The 26,164-nt window shown below is 69.1% G+C and carries 26 protein-coding genes and 1 pseudogene; 10 read left to right on the top strand and 17 right to left on the bottom strand.

Annotated elements, in window-relative coordinates:
• Positions 1–39: 39 nt before the first annotated feature.
• Positions 40–627: a VanZ family protein gene (locus C4B68_RS03415; RefSeq protein ID WP_099501394.1), complete on the bottom strand. Its 588-nt coding sequence runs from the start codon at positions 625–627 to the stop codon at positions 40–42.
• 116 nt (positions 628–743) lie between these two features.
• Positions 744–1,424: a DUF4230 domain-containing protein gene (locus tag C4B68_RS03410; protein ID WP_099501392.1), complete on the bottom strand. Its 681-nt coding sequence runs from the start codon at positions 1,422–1,424 to the stop codon at positions 744–746.
• A 319-nt stretch (positions 1,425–1,743) separates the two neighbouring features.
• On the opposite strand from C4B68_RS03410, the gene C4B68_RS03405 reads away from it, so the two are divergent.
• Together C4B68_RS03405 and tuf are read left to right on the top strand one after the other, a co-directional pair.
• On the top strand, positions 1,744–2,697 hold the full coding sequence (locus C4B68_RS03405; protein WP_099501390.1) for a ribose-phosphate diphosphokinase: 954 nt from the start codon (positions 1,744–1,746) through the stop codon (positions 2,695–2,697).
• Between the two features lie 115 nt (positions 2,698–2,812).
• The gene (tuf, locus tag C4B68_RS03400; protein WP_099501388.1) at positions 2,813–4,006 is read left to right on the top strand and encodes an elongation factor Tu; all 1,194 of its coding nucleotides are present in this window, start codon (positions 2,813–2,815) and stop codon (positions 4,004–4,006) included.
• Between the two features lie 114 nt (positions 4,007–4,120).
• Here the strand turns inward: tuf and C4B68_RS03395 are convergent, their stop codons facing one another.
• Positions 4,121–5,071 (bottom strand): NADP-dependent oxidoreductase, encoded by a 951-nt coding sequence (locus C4B68_RS03395; RefSeq protein WP_099501387.1) that lies wholly within the window; start codon positions 5,069–5,071, stop codon positions 4,121–4,123.
• Between the two features lie 71 nt (positions 5,072–5,142).
• Between C4B68_RS03395 and C4B68_RS03390 the strand changes: the two genes are divergently transcribed.
• Complete coding sequence (locus C4B68_RS03390; protein ID WP_099501385.1) at positions 5,143–6,090, top strand: GlxA family transcriptional regulator; 948 nt, start codon at positions 5,143–5,145, stop codon at positions 6,088–6,090.
• 425 nt (positions 6,091–6,515) lie between these two features.
• Here the strand turns inward: C4B68_RS03390 and ykgO are convergent, their stop codons facing one another.
• The 9 genes from ykgO to C4B68_RS03345 all read right to left on the bottom strand — a co-directional run bounded on the left by ykgO (position 6,516) and on the right by C4B68_RS03345 (position 15,881).
• Complete coding sequence (ykgO, locus tag C4B68_RS03385) at positions 6,516–6,638, bottom strand: type B 50S ribosomal protein L36 (protein WP_099501625.1); 123 nt, start codon at positions 6,636–6,638, stop codon at positions 6,516–6,518.
• A 295-nt stretch (positions 6,639–6,933) separates the two neighbouring features.
• Positions 6,934–7,098: a 50S ribosomal protein L33 gene (gene rpmG, locus C4B68_RS03380; RefSeq protein ID WP_099501383.1), complete on the bottom strand. Its 165-nt coding sequence runs from the start codon at positions 7,096–7,098 to the stop codon at positions 6,934–6,936.
• Between the two features lie 407 nt (positions 7,099–7,505).
• Positions 7,506–8,933, bottom strand: a complete 1,428-nt coding sequence (locus C4B68_RS03375) for an FGGY-family carbohydrate kinase (protein WP_099501381.1) — start codon at positions 8,931–8,933, stop codon at positions 7,506–7,508.
• Between the two features lie 119 nt (positions 8,934–9,052).
• Positions 9,053–10,516 (bottom strand): FAD-binding oxidoreductase, encoded by a 1,464-nt coding sequence (locus C4B68_RS03370; RefSeq protein WP_099501379.1) that lies wholly within the window; start codon positions 10,514–10,516, stop codon positions 9,053–9,055.
• 68 nt (positions 10,517–10,584) lie between these two features.
• Complete coding sequence (locus tag C4B68_RS03365; protein WP_099501378.1) at positions 10,585–11,361, bottom strand: SDR family NAD(P)-dependent oxidoreductase; 777 nt, start codon at positions 11,359–11,361, stop codon at positions 10,585–10,587.
• 34 nt (positions 11,362–11,395) lie between these two features.
• Positions 11,396–12,703, bottom strand: coding sequence for an MFS transporter (locus tag C4B68_RS03360; RefSeq protein WP_099501376.1), 1,308 nt, complete (start codon positions 12,701–12,703; stop codon positions 11,396–11,398).
• A 213-nt stretch (positions 12,704–12,916) separates the two neighbouring features.
• Positions 12,917–13,159, bottom strand: a complete 243-nt coding sequence (locus tag C4B68_RS42905; protein WP_240634163.1) for a hypothetical protein — start codon at positions 13,157–13,159, stop codon at positions 12,917–12,919.
• A 186-nt stretch (positions 13,160–13,345) separates the two neighbouring features.
• The gene (locus tag C4B68_RS03350; RefSeq protein WP_099501375.1) at positions 13,346–13,909 is read right to left on the bottom strand and encodes a glycerol-3-phosphate responsive antiterminator; all 564 of its coding nucleotides are present in this window, start codon (positions 13,907–13,909) and stop codon (positions 13,346–13,348) included.
• Positions 13,910–14,465: 556 nt separating this feature from the next.
• Positions 14,466–15,881, bottom strand: a complete 1,416-nt coding sequence (locus tag C4B68_RS03345) for a cytochrome P450 (RefSeq protein WP_099501373.1) — start codon at positions 15,879–15,881, stop codon at positions 14,466–14,468.
• 352 nt (positions 15,882–16,233) lie between these two features.
• On the opposite strand from C4B68_RS03345, the gene C4B68_RS03340 reads away from it, so the two are divergent.
• The 5 genes from C4B68_RS03340 to C4B68_RS03320 are packed head-to-tail and all read left to right on the top strand — an operon-like array spanning position 16,234 to position 20,605.
• Positions 16,234–17,970, top strand: a complete 1,737-nt coding sequence (locus C4B68_RS03340; RefSeq protein ID WP_099501371.1) for a sensor histidine kinase — start codon at positions 16,234–16,236, stop codon at positions 17,968–17,970.
• 5 nt (positions 17,971–17,975) lie between these two features.
• Entirely contained in the window at positions 17,976–18,386 is a 411-nt protein-coding gene (locus C4B68_RS03335) for a roadblock/LC7 domain-containing protein (protein WP_028798637.1), read from the top strand.
• Positions 18,383–18,754, top strand: a complete 372-nt coding sequence (locus C4B68_RS03330) for a DUF742 domain-containing protein (RefSeq protein ID WP_099501369.1) — start codon at positions 18,383–18,385, stop codon at positions 18,752–18,754. Before C4B68_RS03335 ends, C4B68_RS03330 begins: the two co-directional genes overlap by 4 nt.
• A complete protein-coding gene (locus C4B68_RS03325; RefSeq protein WP_099501367.1) occupies positions 18,735–19,340 on the top strand; it encodes a GTP-binding protein in 606 nt (201 codons plus the stop codon). Before C4B68_RS03330 ends, C4B68_RS03325 begins: the two co-directional genes overlap by 20 nt.
• Positions 19,337–20,605 (top strand): cytochrome P450, encoded by a 1,269-nt coding sequence (locus C4B68_RS03320; protein ID WP_099501365.1) that lies wholly within the window; start codon positions 19,337–19,339, stop codon positions 20,603–20,605. The genes C4B68_RS03325 and C4B68_RS03320 overlap by 4 nt, the downstream gene beginning before the upstream one ends.
• A 57-nt stretch (positions 20,606–20,662) precedes the next feature.
• On the opposite strand, the gene C4B68_RS03315 is transcribed toward C4B68_RS03320, so the two are convergent.
• The 5 genes and pseudogenes from C4B68_RS03315 to C4B68_RS03295 form a co-directional block, all read right to left on the bottom strand.
• Complete coding sequence (locus C4B68_RS03315; RefSeq protein WP_099501364.1) at positions 20,663–21,694, bottom strand: 7-epi-alpha-eudesmol synthase; 1,032 nt, start codon at positions 21,692–21,694, stop codon at positions 20,663–20,665.
• Between the two features lie 255 nt (positions 21,695–21,949).
• A pseudogene (locus tag C4B68_RS03310) lies at positions 21,950–22,120 on the bottom strand (amidohydrolase family protein); the annotation flags it as partial.
• A 354-nt stretch (positions 22,121–22,474) separates the two neighbouring features.
• A complete protein-coding gene (locus tag C4B68_RS03305; protein ID WP_099501362.1) occupies positions 22,475–22,918 on the bottom strand; it encodes a nitroreductase family deazaflavin-dependent oxidoreductase in 444 nt (147 codons plus the stop codon).
• Positions 22,919–23,011: 93 nt separating this feature from the next.
• Positions 23,012–23,473, bottom strand: a complete 462-nt coding sequence (locus tag C4B68_RS03300) for a carboxymuconolactone decarboxylase family protein (RefSeq protein ID WP_099501360.1) — start codon at positions 23,471–23,473, stop codon at positions 23,012–23,014.
• Between the two features lie 165 nt (positions 23,474–23,638).
• On the bottom strand, positions 23,639–24,271 hold the full coding sequence (locus C4B68_RS03295) for a LysE/ArgO family amino acid transporter (RefSeq protein WP_099501359.1): 633 nt from the start codon (positions 24,269–24,271) through the stop codon (positions 23,639–23,641).
• 358 nt (positions 24,272–24,629) lie between these two features.
• On the opposite strand from C4B68_RS03295, the gene C4B68_RS03290 reads away from it, so the two are divergent.
• Together C4B68_RS03290 and C4B68_RS03285 are read left to right on the top strand one after the other, a co-directional pair.
• Positions 24,630–25,862: a cytochrome P450 gene (locus C4B68_RS03290; RefSeq protein ID WP_240634161.1), complete on the top strand. Its 1,233-nt coding sequence runs from the start codon at positions 24,630–24,632 to the stop codon at positions 25,860–25,862.
• Between the two features lie 18 nt (positions 25,863–25,880).
• Positions 25,881–26,075, top strand: coding sequence for a ferredoxin (locus C4B68_RS03285; protein WP_099501623.1), 195 nt, complete (start codon positions 25,881–25,883; stop codon positions 26,073–26,075).
• Positions 26,076–26,164 lie beyond the last annotated feature (89 nt).

The following is a 26,164-nucleotide window of genomic DNA, read 5'->3' as shown; positions in this document are numbered from 1 at the left end:
GACCAGACCCATACTTGACAGACGGTTACTGAGTGCCTGTCAGGAGCTACGGCGCTTCTTGGGGTGTACCGCCCGGCCGAGCCGCCGCCCCAGCAGCAGATAACCCACCAGTGCCCCGGCCGTGTTGAGGATGACGTCGTCGATGTCGAAGGCGCGCCCGGTGATGAGCGCCCCCTGGATGAGCTCGACCAGGAGCATGACCGCCGCGGTCAGCGCCGCAACGCGCAGGATTCCCAGGGCCCTTGGCACCAGCACGGGCAACAACACCCCGAAGGGAATACCGAGCAGCAGGTTTCCGCCGATCTGCTTGACGGCGTCGCGCAGTTCCGGCTGGTCGAGATAGGCGCGCAGTGAGCGGCCGGGGCGCAGGTTGCTGTGGGTCAGCGCCTCTGACGCCGGGGACGGCTCCAGCGTCAGCCGGGCCAGCGCGGCCGCGAACGCCACCATGGCCGCGAAGGCCAGCGCCATGGCCATCAGTCGCACGGCGAGCGGGAGCGCTCCGCGCCCACCGGGTGGCGCCGAGGCCCGGCGACCGGACTTCGGTGCCGGTTTCGGGCCCGCTGACTTCGCCGCCGCTGTCCGGCGACCGGATTTCGCGGCACGCGTGCGTGGCGCCGTACGGGCCATGCGATCCTCCCGGTTTCCAACTGCCCTCTGAATAAGGGCGGTTACCCCAATGGATGGCGCCGATGCCGAGTAGGACGACGGCGGCATGGCCCGCACGGTGACGTGAGCTCGACGGGTCAGGTGCCGTAGGTGACCGTCACCTCCTTGAAGCCCAGGGAGCGCAGAAGGCCTTCCAGCATGCTGGTGGTGTTCGTCTCGGCGCGCGCGGTCAGGCGGCTGTCCTTCGCCGCCTCACCGATGTGCTTCACCGCGAGCTTCTGCACGGCGCGCTCGCTGTTGGGGTTGTCGGAGAAGAGATCGCCGAGCCGGTCAAGGAGACCGCGCTGTTTCGACACGGCATACGAGTGGTCGGCGTCGAGGGCGGGCTTGCCCAGCGCCGCGTGGGGGAGCCGGAGCGTGGCGGACGTACGGTCGTCGTTGACCGTCACGTCGTTCTTGTCGAGCCGGCCGAGGTCGACATACGCGTCGACAGTGCCCGCCCCCACGTACAGGGTGCGGGTGCCGCGGAGCGCGTCCGGCAGGTACTTGGCGTCCTTCTCCAGATCCACGACCACCTGGAAGTTGCCCGAGGCGGCGTCGTAACGGCTCAGGTCCTGGATGGACTTCAGGAGCGTGGGCCCCGACCGGTCGTGCGTCTCCGTGCCGAACAGATCGCGCAGCCCCGGCAGCACGCTCAGCCGCAGACCGGCGAACAGCACCACGAGCACCAGCGCGACCGCGGTGACCACCTTCGCCCAGCCGGGCATCCGCCGCTTGGCGGGCGTCGAGGGGGGCGTCTGCTTGATGGACGTCGTCATGTCGACAGTCCTCCCTTCACTGAGGCGAGTGCCCCCAAATCCCCTTCCAGAACGCCATGTTGGACGCACGTGGTGCTGATCGTCTCTTGGACCGACCGCAGTTCGCCGTACGACGATGACGCATCGCGTCCGCTCGGAATACCGCATCCGGGGCGGCGAACCGCGGGTCGCCCTACGCCCGTCGGCTTCCCGGCCCTCCCGGCCGTGCGGCCAGGCGAGCAGCGCCGCGCGGACCGTGTCCCAGTACCATGAAGCACGCCCCCCGGGCCGATCTTGCCAACCGGCGACTGAGCCCGGTTTGCTCAAGCGAGGAGCGGTCGTGCGTGACATCGCCGTGTTCAGCGGTAGTGCCCATCCTGAGCTGGCGGCCGAGGTCTGCGCGCATCTCGGTGTGCCCCTCAGCCCCACCCGCGTCAGCCGGTTCGCCAACGACTGCCTGGAGGTCCAGCTCCAGGCCAACTGCCGCGAGCGCGATGTCTTCCTGGTACAGCCGCTGGTCACGCCTGTGCAGGAGCATCTCGTCGAGCTGCTGATGATGTGCGACGCGGCGCGCGGAGCCTCCGCCGGGCGCATCACCGTGGTCATGCCGCACTACTCGTACGCCCGCTCGGACAAGAAGGACATGCCGCGGATCTCCATGGGCGGACGGCTCGTGGCGGACCTGATGGTGGCGGCCGGGGCGAGCCGCGTCCTCGCGATGACGCTGCACTCGCCGCAGGTGCACGGCTTCTTCTCGGTCCCGGTCGACCATCTGCACGCCCTGCGGGAGCTCGCCGCGCACTTCCGCGGCTACGACCTGTCGCGTACGACGGTGGTGTCGCCGGACCTCGGCAACGCCAAGGAGGCGGCGGCCTTCGCCCGGCTGATCGGCGCCCAGGTGGCCGCCGGTGCCAAGCAGCGGTTCGCCGACGACCGGGTCAGCATCAGTTCGGTCATCGGTGACGTCACCGGGCGGGACGTCATCGTGCTGGACGACGAGATCGCCAAGGGCAGCACGGTCCTCGAACTCCTGGAGCGGCTGCGGGAACTCGGGCCGCGGTCCATCCGGGTGGCCTGCACGCACGGGCTGTTTGCCGCGGGCGCCCTCAAGCGGCTCAGCGACCAGCCCGACGTCCTGGAGATCGTGTGCACGAACACGGTGCCGGTCCCGATCGAGAAGCACACGGAGAAGCTGCGCGTCCTGTCCATCGCCCCGGCGCTCGCCGAGGCCGTGCGGCGCATTCACAACGGCGAGTCCGTCAGCGCCCTGTTCGACGCGCCTGAGAGCGAATAGACAGGAAGGACAGGAACTTCCTGTCCGTTCGCCCGGCCACGAGCGCGGCGATTCGCCCGGTCAGGAAGCAGTGAAGCAACGCTCGGCGTCACCCAGGTGATCAGGAGGGCTTGCAGTGGCGAAGGCGAAATTCGAGCGGACCAAGCCGCACGTCAACATCGGCACCATCGGTCACATCGACCACGGTAAGACGACGCTCACGGCGGCCATGACCAAGGTGTTGCACGACCAGTTCCCCGACCTGAACCCCTACACGCCCTTCGACCAGATCGACAAGGCTCCCGAGGAACGCCAGCGCGGCATCACGATCTCGATCGCGCACGTCGAGTACCAGACGGAGAACCGGCACTACGCGCACGTCGACTGCCCGGGACACGCGGACTACATCAAGAACATGATCACGGGCGCGGCGCAGATGGACGGCGCCATCCTGGTCGTCGCGGCGACCGACGGCCCGATGCCGCAGACCAAGGAACACGTCCTGCTGGCCCGGCAGGTCGGCGTCCCGTACATCGTCGTCGCCCTCAACAAGACCGACATGGTGGACGACGAGGAGATCCTGGAACTCGTCGAGCTCGAAGTGCGCGAGCTGCTCATCGAGTACGAGTTCCCGGGCGACGACGTCCCGGTCGTCCGGGTCTCCGCGCTCAAGGCCCTCGAAGGCGACCCGACGTGGAGTGCCTCCATCCTGGAACTCCTCGCGGCCATCGACCAGTTCGTGCCCGAGCCGGTACGCGATGTCGACCGGCCGTTCCTGATGCCCATCGAGGACGTGTTCACCATCACCGGCCGCGGCACGGTCGTCACCGGGCGCATCGAGCGCGGTGTGCTGAAGGTCCACAACGAGGTCGAGATCATCGGCATTCACGAGCAGAAGACGAAGACCACCGTCACCGGCATCGAGATGTTCCGCAAACTCCTCGACGAGGGCCGGGCGGGAGAGAACGTCGGACTGCTGCTGCGGGGCGTGAAGCGCGAGGACGTGGAGCGCGGGCAGGTCGTCATCAAGCCGGGCTCGGTGACCCCGCACACGGAGTTCGACGCGCGCGCGTACATCCTGTCCAAGGACGAGGGCGGCCGGCACACGCCGTTCTTCGACAACTACCGGCCGCAGTTCTACTTCCGTACGACGGACGTGACCGGCGTCGTGACGCTGCCCAAGGGCACGGAGATGGTCATGCCGGGCGACAACACCACCATGCAGGTGCAGTTGATCCAGCCCATCGCCATGGAGGAAGGGCTGAAGTTCGCCATCCGTGAGGGCGGCAGGACGGTCGGGGCAGGGCAGGTCACCAAGATCCGGAAGTAGCTTCCGGGCGACTCTGCGACTCTGCGACTCTGCGCCTCGTCCGGCGAGCCGACGGCGGCAGCGGGCGCGCGAGACCGGAGCCCCGGACGAGGCGTGGCGTCACAGGCCGCGAGGTCAGTCCATCACCAGGACCAGCTTCCCCGCGGTCCGGCCGGTCTCGCCGAGCTCATGCGCCTTGGCGGCATCGGCCGACGGGAACGTCCCGGCGATCGTGGCGCGCAGCTTGCCCGCCTCCACGAGCTCCGCGATCGCCTTCATCCCGCTGTGGGAGGCGTCGACGAGCATCCTGACCGCCCGTACGCCGAGCCGCTCGGCCTCCTCGTAGAAGTCGTCCGACCCCACCGGCAGGATCGACACCACGACCCCGCCCGGGCGCAGTACACGCAGTGAGCGCAGGCTGTTGTCGCCACCGAGCGTGTCCAGGACGACGTCGACGTCCTGGACGGCCTCGACGAAGTCGGTCGCCCGGTAGTCGATCGTCTCGTCCACGCCGAGTTGGCGCAGGAAGTCGTGCTTGCCCGCGCTTGCCGTACCGATCACATACGCGCCCCGCGCCTTGGCGATCTGCACGGCCACGTGCCCGACCCCGCCGGCCGCCGCGTGGATCAGTACCCGCTGCCCCGGCTGGATGTCCGCCGTCTCGACCAGGGCCTGGTACGCGGTCAGGGAGACCAGCGGCAGAGCGCCCGCCTGGATGTGGTCGATCACGGACGGCTTGTGCGCGAAGGCGCGGGCCGGGGCGGTGACGTACTCGGCGTGCGAGCCGTGACCGTACGGGTAGGACAGCATGCCGAAGACCTCGTCACCCGGCTTGAAGCGGGCGACGCCGATCCCCGTCGCCTCGACGACGCCGGAGACGTCCCAGCCGAGGACGAAGGGCGGCTCGCCCAGGAAGCCGCCGCCGGCGCGGTGCTTCCAGTCGGTCGGATTGACTCCGGCGGCGCGCACCCGGACCAGCACCTCGTTGGCGCGCGGCGTCGGCCGCTCCACCTCCACTTCCCTGAGGACCTCGGGACCGCCGAGGACGTCCTGACTGATGGCTCGCATCGTGTTCACAGTGTTCATGGTCGTCCAGCCTGCCGGGGTTCGCCCGGCACGAACATGGCACGATTGCCAACCTTCGATAGGATCGTGCCATGCGGCATGTGGAGCGAGTCGTGGTCCTGGCGCTGGACGGCGTCTATCCCTTCGAACTGGGCATCCCCAGCAGGATCTTCGGCGCGGCGGACGGCCGGTACGAGGTGGTGACCTGCACCGCCGACGGACGCCCCGTCCGGACCAACGCCGACTTCTCGGTCACCGTGGACCACGGTCCCGAGGCGCTGCGCACGGCGGACACCGTGGTGATCGCGCCCATCGACCCGTGGAGCGTCACCGCGGAGCTCCCCGACGAGGTCAGGGCGGCGCTCGCGCTCATCCGGCCCGACGCCCGCATCCTCTCCATCTGCACGGGCGCCTTCGTCCTGGCGGCGGCGGGTCTGCTGGAAGGTCACCGGGCGACGACACACTGGCGGCTGGCCGACCTGTTCCGGAGCATGTACCCGCACGTTCCCCTCGACGCCGACGTGCTGTTCGTCGACGACGACACGGTCCTCACCTCGGCCGGCGCCGCGTCCGGGGTCGACGCCTGTCTGCACATCGTGCGCAAGGACCACGGCAGCGAGCTGGCGAACAAGGTGGCCCGGCGCTGTGTCGTCCCGCCCCTGCGTGACGGCGGCCAGGCCCAGTACATCGAGCAGCCCGTGCCGGAACCCACGGCGACGAGCACAGCCGCCACGCGCGCGTGGGCCCTGGCCCACCTCGGCGACCCGCTGACCCTGACCGACCTGGCAGGCCACGCCCGGATGAGCCTGCGCACCTTCGCCCGCCGCTTCAACGACGAGGTGGGCATGAGCCCCGGCCGCTGGCTCATCCAGCAGCGGGTCTTCCGGGCCCGCCATCTGCTGGAGTCCAGCGACCTGTCGGTGGACCAGATCGCCGGCGAGGTCGGCTTCGCGACCGGCACCTCGCTGCGCCAGCATCTGCACGCCGCGATCGGCGTCTCACCGCTGGCGTACCGGCGTACGTTCCAGGCCACCCGCTAGCCACCGGACGAGCGGTGCCGCCCGGGCGTCGGGCCTGGGCGAGTGCGCCGGGCAGGGCCTGCCCGAAGATCACGCCCGGCGGTCATCCGGTTGTGCTTCGCCGGCCTGGGGTAGCGATGCACCGGATCTCCGCTTCCGGAAGGGGAGTTGACGTGTCGGGCAGTCTCACGGCGGGTGGGTGGAGCGCGCGTGAGCAGGCGATGTGGGCCGCTTTCCGCAGGGGGAGTGGTACGCGGACGCCGGCGAGGTCCGGGCCTCGGTCGTCCGCGCACTGCTGCTCGCGCCACCACCGGCCGAGTCGGGACATCTGCCGCGGCTGCGCCTGCGGGATGTACGGATCGCCGGGACCGTCTTGGTGACGTACCACGGGGCCCGCGCCCGGCACCACGCACACGGTGCCGGGGCGACTAGGGCCATGCTGCCCGTCAGCCCTGGCGGGCCTTGAAGCGCGGGTCCTTCTTGTTGATGACGAACGTCGCGCCCCGTCGACGCACCACCTGCGCACCGGGCTTGTCCTTCAATGAGCGCAGCGACTTGCGCACCTTCATCGTGGTCTCCTTCTTCAGAATCGAACTGGGTCCGCGGTCAGCGGCGGAACGACGCGGCAGTGCCACCACTCGCAGTGCTCCACGCGACCCGCGTTGTCCACGACACGCGAGGCTGTCCGGGTCGGGTGGCTCGTCGACGAGATCAAGCGCCCGGAACCGGATACGCAGGGCGGGGGAAAACTGGACACCTGAGGTGCGGTCGCGGAAGACGACCGGGCCGGAGACGGGGTGGGTACGGGTCTCTTGCGGTGTCGTTGGTCGGTGGCCTTCGCCGCGGGCCGGCGAAGGCGAGGGGTCATCGCTCTTCGCGGAAGAGGACGTGCTCGTCGGCGATCGGGTCGTACTTGCGCAGAACCAGCCGGTCAGGGTCGTTGAGACGGTTCTTGCGCGTCACGTAGGTGACGCCGGTACCGGCCGTCGACTTCAGCGTGACGACAGGTCGTGTGGTGCTCCGTGGCATGAGGTGCTCCTTCCACCACCGAGTCAATTGACTCAAACATGTCAGACAATCCCCTTAACGCCGTCGCCCCGCACCGCATTCCCGGCGGTCGTTGTTCTCGGGGAGCCTCGACCGACGCAACACTCCCGCGCGGCCCGCGCCAGGCGCCGAGGTGGCAGACGCGGTGCGTGTCCGCATCCGGAGGAACGACGTGTGCGGAGACGCACTCCACAGGTCGGCTTCGCCGGTCCGGGGGCAGTCGAAGGTGCCGCGTCCGGGAGGACGCCGTTGCCCCCCGAGGGGGCGGGCCCGGCCGTCGAGGAGACCCCGCGAACACCGGTCCGCGACGGCAGGGTCCGTTACCCAGGCCTCCCCGACGTGCCGGACTGGGCCACCCCCGAGGCATCCCCCCACCGCGGTGGCCGGGCTCAGCCGAACAGCTCGTAGGACTCCACATAGATGCCGTCGGTGTGACGGCGGGCCTCGGAGTGGATCTTCTGGAGCTTCGTGTAGAGGGCGTGTTCGGCCGGGGCGGGGGTGAAGGTCTCACCTGGGCGCACCATGGCGTCGATGGCGGTGTCGAAGTCCGGGTAGGTACCGGTGGCGACGGCGGCGGTGATGACTGAGCCGAGGCCGGCGGCGTCGGCGACGGCGGAGCGGCGGGCGGGGACGCCGAAGACGTCGGCGAAGATCTGCATCATGACGTCGGAGGCGGAGCCGCCGCCGGAGACGATGACCTCCTTGAAGTCCGTGCCGAGTTCGGCCGCCATCTTGCCGGCCGTCTCACCGATCGTCAGCGCGAGCCCTTCGAGGATCGAGCGGTAGATGTGGAAGCGGCCCTGGCGGCCGTCGAAGCCGAGGATGGAGCCCTTGCGGTGGGGCGCCTCGGTGGGGGCGAGCCAGTCGAGGACGGTGATCAGGCCGTCGGAGCCGGGCGGGACGAGGGCCGCCTGCCGGTTGATGTACTCCTCCGGGCTGATGCCCGCCTCGCGGGCCGGGCCGGCCGCTTCCTCGCCGAGCAGGTCGCGGTACCAGCTGACCGTCCACATACCGCGCCGTACGCCATAGCTCTCGTAGAGGTAGGCGTGCGGGGTGGCCGCGTAGTTGGTCCAGAAGTCGGCGCTGTCCGTGACGTTGCGGCTGCCGGTGGTCATGCCGGCGACGTAGGTGCCGAGGGAGACCAGGAGGGTGTCGTCGGAGCGCAGGCCGCAGCCGAGGGCCTCGACGGCCTTGTCGTTCGCGGTGGCGACGACGGGCAGGCCGGCGGGGATACCGGTGTGGGCGGCGGCGGCCTCGGTCACGGTGCCGAGGATGGCGCCGGGCTGGACGAGGTCGAAGAGCATCGAGCGGTCGAGGCCGAGTTCGGCGATCCCGGCGTCGTCGGTCTTCCAGTCGAAGGTGTCGGAGTCCAGCGGCCACATGCCGGCGTAGTTGGCGGCGGTGTCCCGGAACTGCCCGGTCATGCGGTGGGTGATGTACCCGGAGGAGGTGGTGACGTAGGCGGCGTCGGGGGTTTCCCGCTCGTAGGGGCGGGAGACTCGGGCGTCCATCCAGCTCATGACGGGCTGGGCGAGGGTGCCGTCCGCCTTCAGGACCGCGCGGCAGAAGCGGATGGTGCACAGTCCGACGCCCACGATGTCGGCCGGGTCGCCGGGGAAGGCGGCCATCGCCTCGCCGGCGGCGGCGCCGATCGAGGTCCACAGGTCGTCGTCGGGATGCTCGACGACGCCGGGGCGCGGGGTGTCGTAGGGGCGCAGGGCGCGGCGGGCCACGCTGACGACGTGGCCGTGCTCGTCGAAGACGCTGACCTTGGAGGACTGCGAGCCGTTGTCGATGCCGATGAAGTACCGGGTCATGCCCACTCCGGGGGTGCGGGGCCCGGGCGCCGTCGTCCGGGCGGGAAGTCAGAGGGGTCGAAAGTCGATGCGGGCCGGTGCCGGACCGCGCTGTGGGCGGTCCGGCACCGGGGTGCGGCTCAGTCCTCGATCGGGAAGATCGTGCCCTTGTTCATGATGCCGTTCGGGTCGAAGGCGGTCTTGAGCTTGGCGAGCATGTGGTACGCGGAGCCGTGCTCCTCCTTGGTCCACGGGGTGCGGTACTTGCCGATGCCGTGGTGGTGGACCATGGAGCCGCCAACCTTGAGAGCCTCTTCGACGATGATCGCGTTGAGCGGGATGTGGTACTTGTCGATCTCTTCCCGCGGCTCGCAGTTGATCTTGTAGTCGTAGACGAAGTAGAGGTTCGTGCCGGTCTGGTAGGAGTGCGAGGAGTGCGCGCCGAGCATGGTCAGGTCGCCGGTGTGCGGGTACTCGTGGCGAATCCGGCCCATGACGTTGTCGTAGAGCTCGACGGTGTGCGACCAGTCGACCGAGACCTCGGTGGTGTAGCCCAGCTCGTTCTCGCGGAGCATGGTCTGCTTCTCCGCGTCGATCTTGTCCTGGCCCCAGTTGAGGTTGGCGAACCAGGTGGAGATCAGTTCGGAGTCGACCTTGATGTGCTTGTGCTGGTCCGCGACCCGCACGATCTCCTCGCTGGTCGCCTTGACCAGACCCTTCGGGCCCTCGGCGACGAAGACGACCACGCACTTGCCCTCGTAGAAGTGGGAGAAGTGCTGGCGGGCGTCCTCGGGCGAGTAGACGCGCACGACGGAGGGACGGAAGCCGTTGGTGACCACCTCGCGGATGACGGATACACCAGTGGCCAGGTCGTCGACGAGGAAGCCGTGGTACTCGTTGTTCTCCGGCTGGTACCTGAAGACCTTGATGGTGACTTCGGTGATGTAGCACAGGGCGCCCTCGTTGCCGATGACGATGTGCCGGATGTCCGGACCGGCGGCGCGGCGCGGGACGTTCTTGACCCGCGAGACGGTGCCGTCGGGGAAGACCGCCTCCAGGCCGACGACCATGTCCTCGATGGCGCCGTAGAGAGTGGACAGCTGCCCGATGGAGCGGGTGGAGACCAGACCGCCGTACTGGGCCAGCGGCTTGGACTGCGGTGAGTGGCCGGTGGTCAGGCCCTGCCCGCGCAGGATGTCCTCGAGCTTCTGCAACGGAACGCCGCAGCCGACGGTCACCTGCATGTTCTCGGCGTCGATCTTGATGATCTCGTCGATGCCCGAGCCGTCGAGGACGATGGTGTCCTCGACGGCGGTCTCCAGACCGCCCTCGGTGCCGGTACGGCCGGTGCGGGCCACCACGTTGATCCGGTTCTCGTTCGCGAACTTCAGGACGGCAGCGACGTCGGCGGTGTTCCCCGCCTTCACGATGGCGCTGGGGAAGGGGCCGTCGAAGATGCCGTGGACGGAGGTGAACTTCTTGAAGCGGTCCACGCTCGCCTCGCGCAGCTGCTCCTCGTCGGTGACGACCTTCCCGGCGCCGACCAGGCCGACGAGCCCGGCGACGATGTTCCCTCGGTCCAGCTTGGAGACGGACGGTGCCATGGTGAATCTTCCTCTTGCTTCTTCGGGGCAGGTGGGGGCTGGTTGTGGTGGAAGTGAGGAGGCCTGGGTCAGCGGACCAGGTAGCCGCCGTCGACGGCCAGGACGTGCCCGTTGACGTAGTCGGCCGCGCGGGAGGCAAGGAACACGGTCGCGCCCATGAGGTCGGCGACGTCGCCCCAGCGGCCGGCCGGGATGTGATCGAGCACGCGCTGGTTGGCCTCGGGGTTGGCGCGGGTCTCCTCGGTGATCTTCGTGGCGAAGTAGCCCGGGGCGATCGCGTTGACCTGGATGTTGTACTGCGCGAGCTCGTCGCAGTACGCCTTGGTGAAACCGGCGATGCCGTGCTTGGTGGCGGCGTAGGCCGGGGACCACTGGCCGCCGAGGAAGGAGAACATCGAGGCGATGTTGATGATCTTGCCGGAGCGCTGCGGGATCATGAACTTGATCGCCTCATGGCTCAGCTCGAACGGCGCGGTCAGGTTGACGTTGATCATCGGGTCCCACTCCGCGCGGCCGAACTCCTCGACAGAGGCGAGGTTGGAGATGCCGGCGGAGTTCACGACGATGTCGAGCGAGCCGAAGGCATCCACGCAGCCCTGGGCGATCTGGGCGGGGACGCCCGGCTTGGTGAGATCGGCCTGGAGGAACTCCATCCTGCGGCCCTCGGCCTCGATCAGCTTCGCGGTCGTGCCGTCGTCCGGCGTCACACTGGGCACGAACACGTTGGCGCCGGCCTTGGCCAGGGCCAGCGAGAACGCCTGGCCGAGGCCGGTGTTGCCGCCGGTGACGATGGCGTTCTTGCCGTCCAGGGAGAAGAAGTCGCGGTTGAACTCGGTGATGTCCATGAGTACGTCTCCGGGAAGGGTGTCGGGGTGGGGGTCAGCCGGCAGCGAGCTGCGGTTCGGGGGCGGCGGTGCGGGCCGCCAGTTCGCGGGCGCGGACCCGCTGGGTGACCGTCGTGACGACCAGGCCGAGGACGGCGGCGGCGAACAGGACGGCGAACATGGTGGTGTAGCCGCCGCCGTGTTCGGGGACTGCGGGCTTCGCGGTCGGGTCGCCGATCCACCAGGCGGCCAGCGCCGGGAGGAAGGCGTCGGGGAGATAGGCCAGCCCGGAAGCGAGGCCGATCACGCCGCCGCGCTCGTTCTCGGGAATCTCCACCTCGCCGACCGTCGCCCAGTAGACGCCGCGGGCGGCGAAGACGAACAGGCACAACACGAACATCAGGGTCAGGGCGACCCACGCCAACGCGCTGGTACGCGGCATCAGCAGGAAGGCGGCGGCGATCACCGCACAGCCGGCGAACATCCAGCGCAGGAACTTCGGCGAGGACTTGGTGACCTTGTCGACCAGGACTCCGCCGGTCGGGCCGGCGACGAACTGGAAGACATAGGTGCGCACGACGCCGATGACACCGATCAACCCGGCGGCCAGGCCGTACTGGTACTCCAGCAGCGGCGAGAAGTAGCCGAGCGTGGTGTAGAAGCAGTACATCAGCATGACGGTGAGGCCGATCAGCCAGGTGTACTTGTTCTTCGCCGCATGCAGCAGCTGGCGCAGGGTGACGGTGGAGGAGCCGAGCGCGGCCAGCTTCTCCCTGTCCTCCTTCACGCAGAACCAGACGGCCGCGGCGAGCACGAAGCAGAGGATGCCGTAGATCCGGATCAACCACAGGACGCCGTGGGCAGGGACGACGGCCATGGCGACGATCGCGGTTCCCACCAGGCCCACGAGCGTCGAGGTGAGACCGCGCACGCCTTCCAGGAAACCGAAGAGCCGGCCCTGCTCGGAGGCGTCACCCAGCATGCCGATCGCCTTCACCAGAGCAGGCCAGTACAGGCCCATTCCGAGGATTGCGAAGGCGATGTGGACGAGAAGAGTGCCGAAATACCCTGGCGCCGCGGCCAGATAGATGTCGGCGATTCCGGTGCCCGCCAATGCGATGGTGATCAGCAGCCGCGGGGAGAATTTGTCGGCGAACCAGCCGCCGAAGAAGTACATCACCATCGCCACGACACCGAACACGGAGACGATGTTTCCGTAGTCCTGGGCCGAAAGCTCCAGCGCCTTCGCCGTTGGGCCCAGGAAGACGAACCGGATGTACGCCACCTGGTAGATGATGCCGCCGGTCATCGACAGGATCAGAAAGGCGACCCACCGCCGTGACCGGCTGGTTCCCTCCGTCATGGACCACTCCCTTGTGGTGATTTCGGACAAATCGAAAGCTGCGGACCCAAAAAAAGAGAACAGCAAACACCCTGTTGAAAGGGAGTTACTGTTCTCTCGTCTCTAGTAACTGCCGCCACGCGAGGTGGCAGCCAATATGAAGTTTTTGGTCGAGCGCCGCCAAAGTTACGTTCCGAGCGTCGCCACAGTCAATGCCTTCAGCTGTGTCCGCCGTCACATTCTCCGTGAAGCGCGGGCCGCGACGGCGAGATCCAGGTCCCTGGTCTCAGGGGCCAGGAAATGCGAGACGTGCCCGCCCAGCGCGAGAACTCCGGCTCCGATCCACAGCACGAAAGGCGCCCCATAGGCCTCGGCGACGATGTCGATCTCGATGCCGTAGCGGGTGATCAGTGCCTCCGCCTCCGCCCGGCGGTCGCGGCTGAGCAGCCAGCGCGCGACTCCGGAACGCCCCCGCACAGCGCCACGCAGACCACGGCGATCACCGCCGAGCTCGCCGGCGACCGGCGCCAGCCGCCCTCGACGTCCGCGAGCACCGCGCTGACCACGGTGGCCGGCGCGTATCCCGGTTCGGCGGCGGGCCGCACCAGTCGGAGCCCGACGCGGGCGACCGGCGCGGGCTCCGGTCGCCCGGCCGCGCCGTCGTCACATCTTCCAGACGTCCTGATTCGACGAGGCGATGGCCGCCGCACCCGCGCCCAGAGCGGCGATCACGTCGTCGCGGTCGCAGACCAGGCCGCCCGCGATCAGTGGCACGTCGATGTCCGCGACCACCCAGCCGATCACCCGCGGCATGCAGCCCGGCAGGATCTCCACACTGTCGGCCTTCGACATCGCGACCTGCTTCGCCAGGTTCCGGTACGACAACGAGTCGATCAGGAAGAACCGGTGCACGGCGTAGAGTCCCAGCTCACGGGCGGCACGCACCATGAACGCCTTGGAGCTGAGGATGCCGTCCGCCTCAGTGCGCTCCTTCACATAGCGCACCACGATCTCCTTGCCGCCGAAACCCTCCAGCAGGTCCACGTTGACCAGCACGATCTTCCCCGCCGCCTTGAGGGAGGCGACGATCTCCGGCAGGTCGAGAATCGACCCGTACAGCAGGAAGGCCACCTTGCAATCGGATTCCAGCACCGCCTTCAACCCGGCATCGTCCTTGACGCTCGCGACGATCGGGTGCTCTTCGAGGAGAGTGGCGAGGGAGGGCACGGCAGGCTCCAAACACTCAAGGGGACGGTTGAGCGACAGGCCACAGTAACCCGACCCGGACTGCCCGGGGGTGGCGTAGGGCGGCCAGCTCCTCGTTGGCGAACACGGTCGCGTGCCGGTACCCCGATGGGGATCTTGACAGGGGAACCGCCGTCGACCGGCTCATTCCAATGGATCAAGCACTCGTGTGGTACGTCCGCGCAATGCCGCATGTGTGGCATGCGGCACCCCGGGACGCGGCACACCTCACCTGTCGGCCGCCCGGCTGAGCCTCCCCACTTCCGCCGCCGGCGTCGACGGTGAACGCACCACGGTTGTCAGGTGATCACAACGCAGTCATCACCGGCACTCACGCTTGTCGCGGGGGCGGAGCTGCGGGTCGAGGCGGTGACGGGGCGGAGCAGTGGGCGGCCGTGGCCCTGGTCTGCCTCGGCTGGCTGCTCGCGACGACGGCTGCCGCGGGCGCCAACCGGATGCTGCGCAGGGCCTGACCGCTCCGGTCGGCCTCCGGCGCTCGCCATCACGGACGCCGAGCACCGGGGGAGGCCGCCGGCCCCTATGCCGTACGCGGGTGCGGTGTCATCGACAGCTTGTCCGGCTTGACCGTCACGATGGCCTGCGGGCGCGGGGGAGCCGAGGTGAGCGTCAGCCGCCACCGCTGGAGAACCGTGGCGAGGATGATGAGGAGTTCCGTCCAGGCGAACTCCTCGCCGATGCACTTGCGGCGGCCGTCACCGAAGGCCAGGAACGAGGAACGGTTGACGCCCTTCGCTCGCTCCGGCTCCCAGCGGTCAGGGGCGAAGGTGCCGGGGTCGGCGTAGACCTCGGGGTCGTGCTGATGGACGTAAGGGCTGTAGATGACGTCCGCGCCCTTCGGTATCGGGTGGCCGTCCAGCGTGACCGGGCGCGTGGTGGTCCGCGTGACCAGCCAGGCCGGGCCGTACATGCGCATGGTCTCCTTCAGCACGGCGCGCATGTACGGGAGAGCGGCCAGGTCCTGCTGGGTGAGCGGGCGGTCGCCGCACGCCGCGTCGAGCTCCTCGTGCAGGCGTTGCTCGGTCTTCGGGTTCCTGCTGATCTCGTACAGCGCCCAGGCGAGGGTCGTTCCCGTCGTCTCGATGGCACCGGTCAGGAGGGTGATCGCCTCGTCCTGGAGCTGCTGGCGGGAGAGCGGGCCGGTCTCCGGGTCGTCGGCGGTGAGCAGGGTGGAGAACAGTCCGCCGCCGGGGGCCTGTTCGGCGGACTGGTGCGCCGGGCAGCCTGCCGGTGCCTCGGAGGCGGTCGGCGCCGCCGCCAACTGGGCACGATGGTGGTCGATCGCCTGGTCGATGAGGGCGCGCAGGCGCGCCACACGCCGCTCGTGCGCCCGGTTCGCCGGGAGCGGCAGCTTGGTCACCCAGCCCGGCAGGATGGTCTGCCGGATCGTGCCGCGCATGATCGCCGGCATGAGGCCGGTGAACTCCTCCTCGACATGGGCGGGCAGACCCGAACCGAAGAGGGCCACCAGAAACGTCGAGAGCGTGAGGTCGTTCATGTCCTCGTACGTCTCGCGCGCGACTCCCGGTGTCCAGGCGTAGGTCGCGGTCCGCACGTGGTCGATCATGACGTCGCCGCGGGTCGCGATGTGCGCCTTGTTGAACATGGGCTGCATCAGGCGCCTGTGCTTCATGTGCAGGTCGCCGTCGGCGATGGTGGCGAGCCCGTCGCCGAAGAACACCCGCAGCGCGTCGATGATCTTTCCGCCCTTGGCGAAGGCGTCGACCTCCGTCACCAGCACTTTGCGCGTGACGGCGGGGTCGGTGACCACGTAGGCGGGGGTGGGTCCGAGCAGGATCCTTACGACGCTGCCCTGTCCGCGCAGGGAGTCCATGAAGTCCAGCGGACGACGGGCCAGTTGGTGAGCGTGTCCGATCAGGGGCAGGCGGCCGGGCGCGGTGGGCGCCACGGTGGGGGAACCCGGCAGGGGACTCATCCGTACGTCTCCTCAAGATCATTCCGAGTGGCATTGAGCATGACATGCATGCCCCTGGCGATCGCCGTATACCCCCGACGGATTGATCACATCCGTCGGTTCGATGGCTACACAATGTGCGTGATTGCGGTATCGGTGAAGGGATTTGTCGAGAAGAGCACACCTTTCGGAGCGCGATCGGATACTCACCGGTATGCGGAGGGGAGTTGATCCTTTCGATCTCAAACCCGATAAGCTCCCCTGTGGCGCTGCGAGTTGACGCGAACACATTCGGTCGCCTCACGCTTCGTTGTCGACGCCTACGGCGCCAACACACCCCCCCGTTCGCACGTGTTGCTTTCGAAGGATCCAGATGGAACTTGCCACTCCGCCCCCGGCGGCGCGGGCACCGGTCACCTGGTACAGCTGGTGGCTGATGCCGCTCGCCTTAGGCGCTGGGACCGTCGCCACCGCCGTCGCGGGACCCGACCAGGTCCAGATACCCGCGACGTTCGCCGGTGCCGCGGCCACCGCGGCCAGCGCCGTCTGCGTACGGCTCCTCGTCCGTACCCAGTCCCAACTGCGCCGCACCACCGGCGACTTCCGTGCCTCCCAGGCCGAGCAGTCGCAGCAGTGGCAGCAGCACGTGTCGGGCCTGGAGCGGAAGTTCACGGCCGAGCGCTCCGGTCTGGAAGCCCAACTGGCCGAACAGGCCGACGCCTTCGAGGCGCGCCTCGCCGAGCAGGCCCAGGCCTTCGAGACGCGGCTCGCCGAGGAGACCAAGGCCCACGAGGCCCGGCTTGTCTCGGAGGCCCAGGGCTATGAGACGCGGATCGCCGACGAAGCCGGGGTCTGGCAGGAGCAACTCGCCTCCCAGCAGGCCGCCGTCGCCCGACTCGCCGACACGCATCTGCCCGACGCGCTCAAGCGGCTGCGGGCCGGTGACGCCATCGACGACATCCTGCCGGAGATCGCCGAGGAACTGGACGCGGGCCCCGAGCTGCGGGCCGAGCTGCGCAAGGTCCTCAGGACCGCGCTGATCGGTATGGAGGAGGAGCTCGACCGCTCCACCTCGGCCGAGCAGGCCGTGATCAGCATCGGCAGCCGTATCCACGTACTGACCAGCAAGCTGCGCGGGCGCCTGCACGAGATGCAGGGCGAACACGGGCGGCTGCCCGCGGTCGCCCAGGGCCTCATGGAACTGGACCAGGAGATCGGCCCCGCCGACTGTCTCGCCGCCAGCATCGGCGTGCTCGGCGGCTCGGACCGGCCCGGACGCCAGTGGCAGGAACCGCAGCGACTGCTCAGCGTGGTCCGCGGCGGCATCGGCCGCATCAAGGACTTCGACCGCGTCCAGGTCCGCCACCTGCCCGAACTCGGCGTCGACGGCGGTCTGGTGGACCACCTCACGCTGATCTTCGCCCACCTCCTCGACAACGCGGCGCGCTACTCGCCGCCCACCGAGCCCGTGGTCGTCTCCGGCAAGGAGGTCCCGAACGGCGTCGGCATCGAGATCCAGGACGCGGGCAAGGGCCTGAACGAGGAGAAGAAGCGCGAGGCGGAGCAGTCCCTCGCGGGCACCTCGGCGGGCCCCGGCCTCGGAGGCATCTCCGAGGACGCCAACCTGGGCCTGCGCGTGGTGGGCGCCCTGGCGCGCCGCTACGGCATCCGGGTCACCTTCGCGGACTCGCCCTGGCTCGGTACGTCGGTCGTCGTGGTCGTACCTCACAAGTACTTCAGCCCGCTGCCCGCCGCCGTCGCCGAACCGGCCCCGGTCCAGGCCGCGGTGGCCGCGCCGAGCGCCGCACCGGCCCCGGCCGCCCCCGCACCGGCCGCCGAGGCCGCGGACACCACGCCCGGTGGCCTGCCCCGGCGCCGCAGCAGGAAGAACGAACCGTCGGTGCCGCGGCCGAAGGCCGCCGACGAGACCGTGGAGGCCATGGCCGCCGTACCGCCGGACGCGTCCTTCGCCGGCCTCGCCGCCTTCGCCACGGCGGGACGCGAGAGCGGCCCGTCGAGCGAGACGACCACGGACAACGGTCCGGCCGCCGACAGCGAGAAGAGCGCCGGACGCGAGTCCAACGAGCACCGCACTGAAGAGAGCGACTAGTCCACATGACGCAACAGGGAACCGACGTGAGCTGGGCGCTCCGCGACCTGACGGAGAGCATCCAGGAGATCCGCTTCGCCCTCGTGGCATCGAGCGACGGCAAGGCCATCACCTCTTACGGCGCCGACGACCCCGACGACGTGGACCGCTTCGCGGCCGTGGTCGCGGGCCTGCAGGCGCTGGCCCAGCCGGTGGCCGAGCAGTTCCCCCAGTACGCGGGGCAACTGCGGCTCGCGATGATCGAGGTCGACGGTGGCCACCTGTTCGTGGTGCGGGCCGGCGTGGAGACGTACCTCGGAGTGCTGGCAAAGGAAGGCCTCGACCAGGGTCTTCTCGGTCACCAGATGAGGGATCTGGCCCGCAGGATGGGTGAGCTCCTCGGCACCACTCCGCGGCTGGAGGAGCACTCTGGATGAGTGCTCCCCGCCGGCCCACGGACCCGTCCGGTCTCGAGCGCTACTACGTCCTCACCGGTGGCCGCAGCGGACCGGGCGGTTCGGCGTCGGGCCTTGACGTGGCGACCCTCATCGTCTCCCGCGCAGCGGCCGTACCCGGCATGCAGCACGAGCACGAGGAGATCATCCGGCGCTGCCGCGATCCGTTCTCGGTGGCCGAACTGGGCGCCCACCTCGGATTGCCCTTCAACATTCTCGCGGTGCTCCTGGCCGATCTGCTGGACGCAGGCCGCGTCGAAGCCCGTCATCCCATCCCGGCGTCGGACGCCGGCAGCGGGGCCGACCTCGCGCTCCTTGAGGAGGTACTCAGTGGACTTCAAAGGCTTTGACCACCCCGACCGGGGTGCGGGCGGCGGCACCCGCTCGGTGAAGGTGATGATCGCCGGCGGCTTCGGCACCGGCAAGACCACCATGGTGCGCTCGGTCAGCGACATCAAGCCGCTGACCACGGAGGAGACACTGACCCAGGCCAGTGCCGGCGTCGACAACCTGATCGGCGTGGTGGACAAGACGGAGACCACCGTCAGCCTGGACTTCGGCAAGATCGGCATCAACGACGAACTGGTGCTGTACCTGTTCGGCACGCCCGGCCAGGAGCGGTTCTGGTTCCTGTGGAACGGCCTGTTCAAGGGTGCCCTCGGCGCGGTCGTCCTGGTGGACACCCGGCGGCTGGCCTCCAGCTTCCGGGCCATCGAGGAGATGGAGCGGCAGAACGTCCCCTTCGTCATCGCCCTGAACGTCTTCCCCGACTCCCAGGACCACCCGATCGAAGAGATCCGCGACGCCCTGGACATCTCCCCGCACACTCCGATCGTGGCCTGTGACGCCCGCGACCGGTCCTCCAGCCGTGACGTGCTGATCGCGCTGATACGTCACCTCAAGGAACGCTCTGCCGTCGCTATGGAGCCCCGATGAACGACCAGCCCTTAGACGGACCCGACGTCCCCCGCGGTTGCCCCGTCGCGCACGGCGGCGCGGGCGATCTCACCCGGCTGTACGGGGCGGAGGCGGCGCTCGATCCCCACGGCATCTACGCGCGGCTGCGCAAGGAGTACGGGGCGGTGGCGCCGATCCTCCTCGAGGGCGACATTCCCGCCTGGCTGGTCCTCGGCTACCGGGAGAACCGGCGCGTGCTCGACAACCCCCGCCAGTTCAGCCGTGACGCGCGGATCTGGCGGGACTGGAAGGAGGGCCGCGTCGAAGACTCCTCACCGCTGATCCCGATGCTCGGCTGGCGCCCCGACTGTGTGTCCCAGGACGGCGAGCCGCACCGCAGGCTGCGCGGGGCGGTCACCGACAACCTGCTGACGGTGGCGGGCCGCGGGATCCGGCGCCATGTCACGCACTTCGCGAACAAGCAGATCGACGCGTTCGCGAACGGAGGCAAAGCCGACCTGGTGTCCGACTACGCCGAGTACCTGCCGATGCTCGTGCTGACCAGGCTCTTCGGGCTCCCGGCGGGCGAGGGCCACAACCTGGCAGTCTCCTGCGCCCAGGTCATCAAGGGCGGTGAGGACGCCGTCGCCCACAACGACCGCATCATGCGGATCCTCGGGGAACTCGCCGACCGCAAGCGTGCCGAGCCCGGCGCCGACTTCACCACCGGGCTGATCGGGCACCACGCCGGCCTCGACGAGGACGAGATCCTCAGCCATCTGCGCCTGGTGCTGATCACCGCGCACATCACCACCAGCAATCTGCTGGCCCGGGTGCTGCAGCTGATCCTCACCGACACCTCCCGCCTGGCGGGTCTGGTGAGCGGACAGCTGAACGTCTCCGCCGTCGTCGAGGAGGTCATGTGGAACACCCCGCCCCTGGCGGTCCTGCCGGGGCGCTTCGCCGCCACCGATCTCGAACTCGGCGGCCACCACATCAAGGAGGGCGACCTCCTGGTGCTCGGTCTCACTGCGGGCAACCTCGACCCGGACATCCGGCCCGACGCGGGTGTCTCCGTCCAGGGCAACCAGTCGCATTTGGCGTTCAGCGGCGGCGCCCACGAGTGCCCGGGCCAGAACATCGGCCAGGCCATCATCGAGACGGCCGTCGACGTGCTGCTGCACCGGCTGCCGGGCCTGCGCCTGGCCGTCACGCCCGACGAACTCACCTCGACCGCCTCCACCTGGGAGGCACGGCTCGACTCCCTGCCCGTCGAGTTCGCAGCGCAGGTCGCCGGAGCCTGATCGTTTCTGTGACGTTTCTGCCCGGCCGGAGCACTCCGGCCGGGCAGAAACCGTCCGTCACACCGCGAGCAGATCGTCCAAGGACCCCTTGCCCGCCAACTCCGCGGTGGCGGCCGGGCCTTCCTTCGCGGCGGCGTAGCGGCCCGTGGTCAGGGCCCATTCGTAATTGCCGTTGATCCAGTGCTGGATGGCCTCCACGCCCATCCGCACCTGGACACGCTGCTCGGCGCTCAGGCCGAGCTCCTCGCACATCTGCGGGACGCGCGCCTCCAGTTCGAGGTACTCGTCGAGGCATTCCGTGGTCATCCTGTACGCCTCGGCGGCGGCCTCCTCCCACGTGCAGCCGGTCTCGCGGTGCAGCACGGCGATCAGGTTGTGTCCGTCTCCCCGGCGCTTCTCGCGCTCGAAGGAGTGGATGTCGTTCATGAACCCGATGGTGTCCGAGGCCAGGTCCCGCATCCGGATCATCAGCGGATGCGCCTGCACCTGAGGCGGCACCTCGAAGCGCCGGCTGCGCTCACCGGCGTCGATGCTGTGGTGGATGCCCACCGTACGGCGCCGGAACTCGGCGTACTCCTTGAGGCCGAGCGTGCCCTCCAGGCCCTGCGCCGCGAGGTCGACCTCCTCGGTGTGCGCCACGAGGAAGCGTCCCCAGGACGCGGCGAACCGGGTCCGCCAGGTCAGGGACATGCCATCCGAGAGATGGGCCCAGACCTCGGCCCAGGCCACGGTGATCGGGCACACCACCCGGGGAGCGGTCCCGGCGGGACGCAGCGGCGTGACGATCAGTTCTCGTGCGACCTCCGCTATGCGGTCGGCGCGGTCGGGTTGTCCCGTGTCGAACTGGTCGTCGAACAGGAAGGCCAGGGAGAACCAGTTCATCAGGACGACCATGTCGTCGGCCGAGGCGTGGGGGTAGGTTCGTGCCGCCGCCTCGGGAAGGTCCCAGGACTGGTACTCCTCGAACCCGGCCTGGCTGCGCACCAGTCCCATGTCCCACACCCAGCGCAGATGGCGCTCTCGGGCGTACTCCAGGTGCTCGCTGACCGGGGTGGTGAAGGGGAGGTCGAACCTGACGTCCTGCGGCATTCGCATCCTCTCTTGAGACATAACGCAGGCCCCCGCCCCTGCGAGCGGGCGATTGGAATGGACGCCCGCCGACTCGAACTGCTCATTTTGAGCCGCTAGTTGACGACTCAAGTGCACTTCGAGACTGCCCTGAGCCTAAACGATCTATGGTGTGAGATCGATTACGCGTGATGCGGGTGTGAAATGCGGGGCGAGCCGCTCAACTCGCCCCGCCGCAGGTGGTGTCGGATGCAGAGCCCCCGGCACAGGTCCGAGTCAGACTTCCGGTGCCTCGTACACGCACTCACCGCCGACATACGTGAGCGCCACTTTCGTCTCACCGATCGCTTCCGGACGCCCCGCGTACGGGTCGCGGTCCAGGACGACGAGATCCGCCAGCGCCCCCGTCCGTACGCTCCCGGTGTCGTCGAGATGGTTCGCGTACGCACGTCAACTCACCCCGCCTGCCTCTACTTCCGCATCATCCCGCGGCGTGTGCAGGCCTGGCGCGAGGCCGACGAGTGGCCGACTGATCTTCAGTCCCGGCCGCCCTTGTCCGAGGACGGCCGGCGACGGCGCCGCCGGCCCAACTCAGCACGAAGCCGAGGAGCTTGTAGGCGAGGGGGAGTTTGAGCTTCTTGGGCTTCGTGGACACCTGGTCTCCTCTGGCTCGGCGGTCGACGTCGGCCGTGTCACAGAGGGAAGCCCCGCCGCGACGGGGGAACGCGGCGGGGCCTGACGCTCGGATGCCCCGTGGGGGGCGGATCATGCGCGCCGATTCCAAGGAAATTCGCGCGAGCGTCAGTCGGTCGGCTCCAGCACGAAGACGGGGATCTCGCGCTCGGTCTTCTTCTGGTAGTCGGCGTACGGGGGATACGCGGCGACCGCGCGCTCCCACCACAGCGCCTTCTCCTCACCCGTGACCTCACGGGCCGTCATGTCCTGGAGGACGGGGCCGTCCTGGAGCTCCACGTGGGGATCGGACGTGACGTTGTAGTACCAGACCGGGTGCTTGGGGGCACCGCCCAGCGAGGCGACGACCGCGTAGCGTCCGTCGTGCTCGACGCGCATCAGCGGGCTCTTGCGGATCTTGCCGCTCTTGGCGCCGCGAGTGGTGAGAATGATGACGGGCAGGCCGGTGTCCATCAGCGTCGTCCCCTTGGTGCCCCCGGAGCTCTCGTACAGCTCCACCTGCTCACGCACCCACTGCGTCGGGCTGGGTTCGTACTCGCCCTCAAGAGGCATGACTTCCGTCCCATCGTCGCGTCGTACCGATTCCTTCTCAGCAGACTGCAACAGCGGCACCGGCGCAAATCATCCGCGCCATGCCCCCGGAGCTCACCCCCAGGTGGCCCCCGCAGGCTCCTTGATCGTCGCGTTGAGCCGGTTGAAGAAGTTCGTCGTGGCGATCCAGAGGATGAGCGCGGCGAGCTGCTGCTCGTCGTAGTGGTCGGCGACCTCGTCCCACAGTTCGTCGCAGACCGCGTCGCCGGAACGGTCACCCAGCCGGGTCATCTCCTCGGCCAGCGCCAGGGCGGCCCGCTCGGCGTCCGTGTAGTACGGCGCCTCGCGCCAGGCCGCGACGGACCACAGGCGCTCGTCCGTCATGCCTGCCTTCTTCGCGCCCCGGCCACCCCCGTCGACACAGGCGCTGCACCCGTTGATCTGGCTGGCCCGCAGGTGTATGAGCTCCAGGGTCTCCTGCGGGACACCGCCCTTGCCGGTGGCCTTGATCAGCCCCTGGATGGCCTCCATGGCGCCAGGAAGGATCATCGCCGGGTTCTTCATCCGTGCCTGCATGACATGCTCCTCAAGAGTTCGCGGCGTCTTCTGCTCTGCCACTGCACTGCTCAGTCACTGCACTGACGGAGCCCGGCGGGGACATGTGACAGGACGGTCCGCGCTCTTTTCCGCGCGTCTCGTTCGCGTCTCTTGCCGCGCGCCTTCGCCCGCCGCTCTTCTCGGTCACGGCGGCGCCACGAGCATCCGCACGGCCAGCACCGTGATCACGACGCTCGACGCGAGCGCCGTCACCAGCCGCCCCCGGTGCCCCGTCAGGGCCCGGCCGAGCAGTGCGCCGCCCCCGGCGAGCAGGAGCTGCCAGCTCGCGGACGCGGCGAACGCGGCGAGGACGAACACCCCCTGCTCCAGAGGGCGAACCGCGTCGGCCGTACGGCTTCCCAGCACCAGCGCGGTGAAGTAGATCACCGTGGTGGGGTTGAGCAGGGTGATCCCCAGCAGCGCCAGATACGCGCGCGCCGGGTGCGGCGGATCCTCTCCGGACCGGGCGGCGAGCCGTTGGCCGCGGTACTGGCGGAAGGCGCTGACCGCCCCCCGTATGGCGAGCGCCGCAAGGACCAGTCCCGAGGCCCAGCGCAGCGGGAGCAGTACCGGCTGCAGCGTGCCCGCGAGCGCGGAACCGCCGAGCGCGGCGACCAGGGCATAGAGTCCGTCGGCGGTCGCGACGCCCAGGGCGGCGCAGACGCCGGTCCGCAGGGAGGTACGAGCGGTGAGGGAGACGAGGTAGGTCGCGACCGCTCCGACGGGGATGGCGATGCCATACCCCGCGAGAAGCCCCGCGACGAGCGCGGCGGTCACGACCGCGGAAGCGCAGGCCTCCGCGGTCGGCCGGGCTGCTGCTGGACCCGCACCGGACGAGCGGCGGCGGGGGTCGGCGGCAGGAAGGCTTCGATCATGGACATGCGTAGATCCTGGGGCCACCGGATGGGCCACGCAAGCGAATTACCCCGGAGTTAGGCTGGAGTGGATCAGGCCATGTGTGCGCCGCCAGGGCGACGACACACGTGGGAAACCCGAGGAACTCGGCGGCGGTCCCCCCCACGCTTCGGCCAGATCGCGCGTCCGGCGCATCTGGCCGAACTTTGTGTGGCCGTATAGGTGCCTGGGGCATCTAATGAAGATCGGCAAGAGGGAACCAGCGCTTGCGAGGTCATCCATGACAGAGCCCCTCACGACACAGCCCCCCACGGCGGGACCCCCCACCGCGGAACCGATCGCCTTCCCCCAGGACCGTACGTGTCCTTACCACCCGCCGACCGCCTACGACCCTTTGCGCGAGGCACGCCCGCTCTCGCGGATCTCCCTGTTCGACGGGCGCGGCGTGTGGGTGGTCACCGGCCACACCACCGCCCGTGAACTGCTCACCGACCCGCGACTGTCGTCGGACCGGACCCTGCCCTCCTTCCCGGCGCCCACGGAGCGGTTCGCCAAGGTCCGTGACCGCCGCGTCGCGCTGCTCGGCCTCGACGACCCCGAGCACCACATCCAGCGCCGCATGCTGGTCCCGAGCTTCACCCTCAAACGGGTCGCCACGCTGCGCCCGCGCATTCAGGAGACCGTCGACCAGCTCCTCGAACGGATGGCGGCGCAGGGCCCGCCGGCCGACCTGGTGGACGCCTTCGCGCTGCCCGTGCCCTCCATGGTGATCTGCGCCCTGCTCGGCGTCCCGTACGCCGACCACGACTTCTTCGAGGAACAGTCCCGCAGGCTGCTGCGCGGTCCGGCCGCGGCCGACATCAAGAACGCGCGCGACCAACTGGACGCGTACTTCGTATCGTTGATCGACCGCAAACAGCGGGAGTCGGGCGACGGGCTGCTCGACGAGCTCATCCAGGATCAGCTGCGCGCGGGCACGGTGGACCGCGCGGAGCTGATCTCGCTCGCGACGATCCTGCTCGTGGCCGGGCACGAGACGACGGCGAACATGATCTCGCTCGGTACGTTCACCCTGCTCAGGCACCCGGAACAGCTGGCCGAACTGCGGGCCGAGCCGACGCTGATGCCCGCCGCCGTCGAGGAGATGCTGCGTTTCCTCTCCATCGCGGACGGGCTGCTGCGGGTCGCCACCGAGGACATCGAGGTCGCCGGGAAGACGATCCGCGCCGACGAGGGAGTGATCTTTTCCACCTCCGTCATCAACCGCGACGGGCACGCCTTCCCCGAACCGGACGCCCTGGACTGGCACCGCTCGGCCCGGCATCACGTCGCCTTCGGCTTCGGCATCCACCAGTGCCTCGGCCAGAACCTCGCCCGCGCCGAGATGGAGATCGCACTGCTGTCGCTCTTCGACCGGTTCCCCGGGCTGCGGCTCGCCGCACCGGTGGACGACATCCCCTTCAAACCGGGCGACACGATCCAGGGGATGCTGGAACTCCCCCTGACTTGGTAAGAGGCTGCGGGCATGACTATCAAGATCTCCATCGACAAGGACGTCTGCATCGGTGCGGGCCAGTGCGCCCTCACCGCCCCGAACGTCTTCACCCAGGACGATGACGGATTCAGCGAGCTGCTGCCGGGCCGCGAGGACGGCGGCGGCGACCCCATGGTGCGGGAGGCGGCGCGGGCCTGCCCGGTCAGCGCCATCACGGTGACCGAGACCTGAAATCAGCCATGGTGACCGAGACCTGAAATCAGGCATGGTGACCGCGACCTGCCAGCAACAGGCCCGAAGGTCACGCTCGCCGGGTCCTG

This window comes from Streptomyces dengpaensis (assembly GCF_002946835.1).
GTDB lineage: Bacteria > Actinomycetota > Actinomycetes > Streptomycetales > Streptomycetaceae > Streptomyces > Streptomyces dengpaensis.
This window is presented reverse-complemented; position numbering and strand designations above follow the sequence as displayed.

Excerpts from the sequence above, each read along its gene's own strand:
- C4B68_RS03415 (WP_099501394.1), bottom strand. The coding sequence starts at position 627 with ATGGCCCGTACGGCGCCACGCACGCGTGCCGCGAAATCCGGTCGCCGG.
- C4B68_RS03410 (WP_099501392.1), bottom strand. The coding sequence starts at position 1,424 with ATGACGACGTCCATCAAGCAGACGCCCCCCTCGACGCCCGCCAAGCGG.
- C4B68_RS03395 (WP_099501387.1), bottom strand. The coding sequence starts at position 5,071 with ATGAACACTGTGAACACGATGCGAGCCATCAGTCAGGACGTCCTCGGC.
- C4B68_RS03390 (WP_099501385.1), top strand. The coding sequence starts at position 5,143 with ATGCGGCATGTGGAGCGAGTCGTGGTCCTGGCGCTGGACGGCGTCTAT.
- ykgO (WP_099501625.1), bottom strand. The coding sequence starts at position 6,638 with ATGAAGGTGCGCAAGTCGCTGCGCTCATTGAAGGACAAGCCCGGTGCG.
- rpmG (WP_099501383.1), bottom strand. The coding sequence starts at position 7,098 with ATGCCACGGAGCACCACACGACCTGTCGTCACGCTGAAGTCGACGGCC.
- C4B68_RS03375 (WP_099501381.1), bottom strand. The coding sequence starts at position 8,933 with ATGACCCGGTACTTCATCGGCATCGACAACGGCTCGCAGTCCTCCAAG.
- C4B68_RS03370 (WP_099501379.1), bottom strand. The coding sequence starts at position 10,516 with ATGGCACCGTCCGTCTCCAAGCTGGACCGAGGGAACATCGTCGCCGGG.
- C4B68_RS03365 (WP_099501378.1), bottom strand. The coding sequence starts at position 11,361 with ATGGACATCACCGAGTTCAACCGCGACTTCTTCTCCCTGGACGGCAAG.
- C4B68_RS03360 (WP_099501376.1), bottom strand. The coding sequence starts at position 12,703 with ATGACGGAGGGAACCAGCCGGTCACGGCGGTGGGTCGCCTTTCTGATC.
- C4B68_RS03345 (WP_099501373.1), bottom strand. The coding sequence starts at position 15,881 with ATGAGTCCCCTGCCGGGTTCCCCCACCGTGGCGCCCACCGCGCCCGGC.
- C4B68_RS03340 (WP_099501371.1), top strand. The coding sequence starts at position 16,234 with ATGGAACTTGCCACTCCGCCCCCGGCGGCGCGGGCACCGGTCACCTGG.
- C4B68_RS03335 (WP_028798637.1), top strand. The coding sequence starts at position 17,976 with ATGACGCAACAGGGAACCGACGTGAGCTGGGCGCTCCGCGACCTGACG.
- C4B68_RS03330 (WP_099501369.1), top strand. The coding sequence starts at position 18,383 with ATGAGTGCTCCCCGCCGGCCCACGGACCCGTCCGGTCTCGAGCGCTAC.
- C4B68_RS03320 (WP_099501365.1), top strand. The coding sequence starts at position 19,337 with ATGAACGACCAGCCCTTAGACGGACCCGACGTCCCCCGCGGTTGCCCC.
- C4B68_RS03315 (WP_099501364.1), bottom strand. The coding sequence starts at position 21,694 with ATGCCGCAGGACGTCAGGTTCGACCTCCCCTTCACCACCCCGGTCAGC.
- C4B68_RS03305 (WP_099501362.1), bottom strand. The coding sequence starts at position 22,918 with ATGCCTCTTGAGGGCGAGTACGAACCCAGCCCGACGCAGTGGGTGCGT.
- C4B68_RS03300 (WP_099501360.1), bottom strand. The coding sequence starts at position 23,473 with ATGCAGGCACGGATGAAGAACCCGGCGATGATCCTTCCTGGCGCCATG.
- C4B68_RS03290 (WP_240634161.1), top strand. The coding sequence starts at position 24,630 with ATGACAGAGCCCCTCACGACACAGCCCCCCACGGCGGGACCCCCCACC.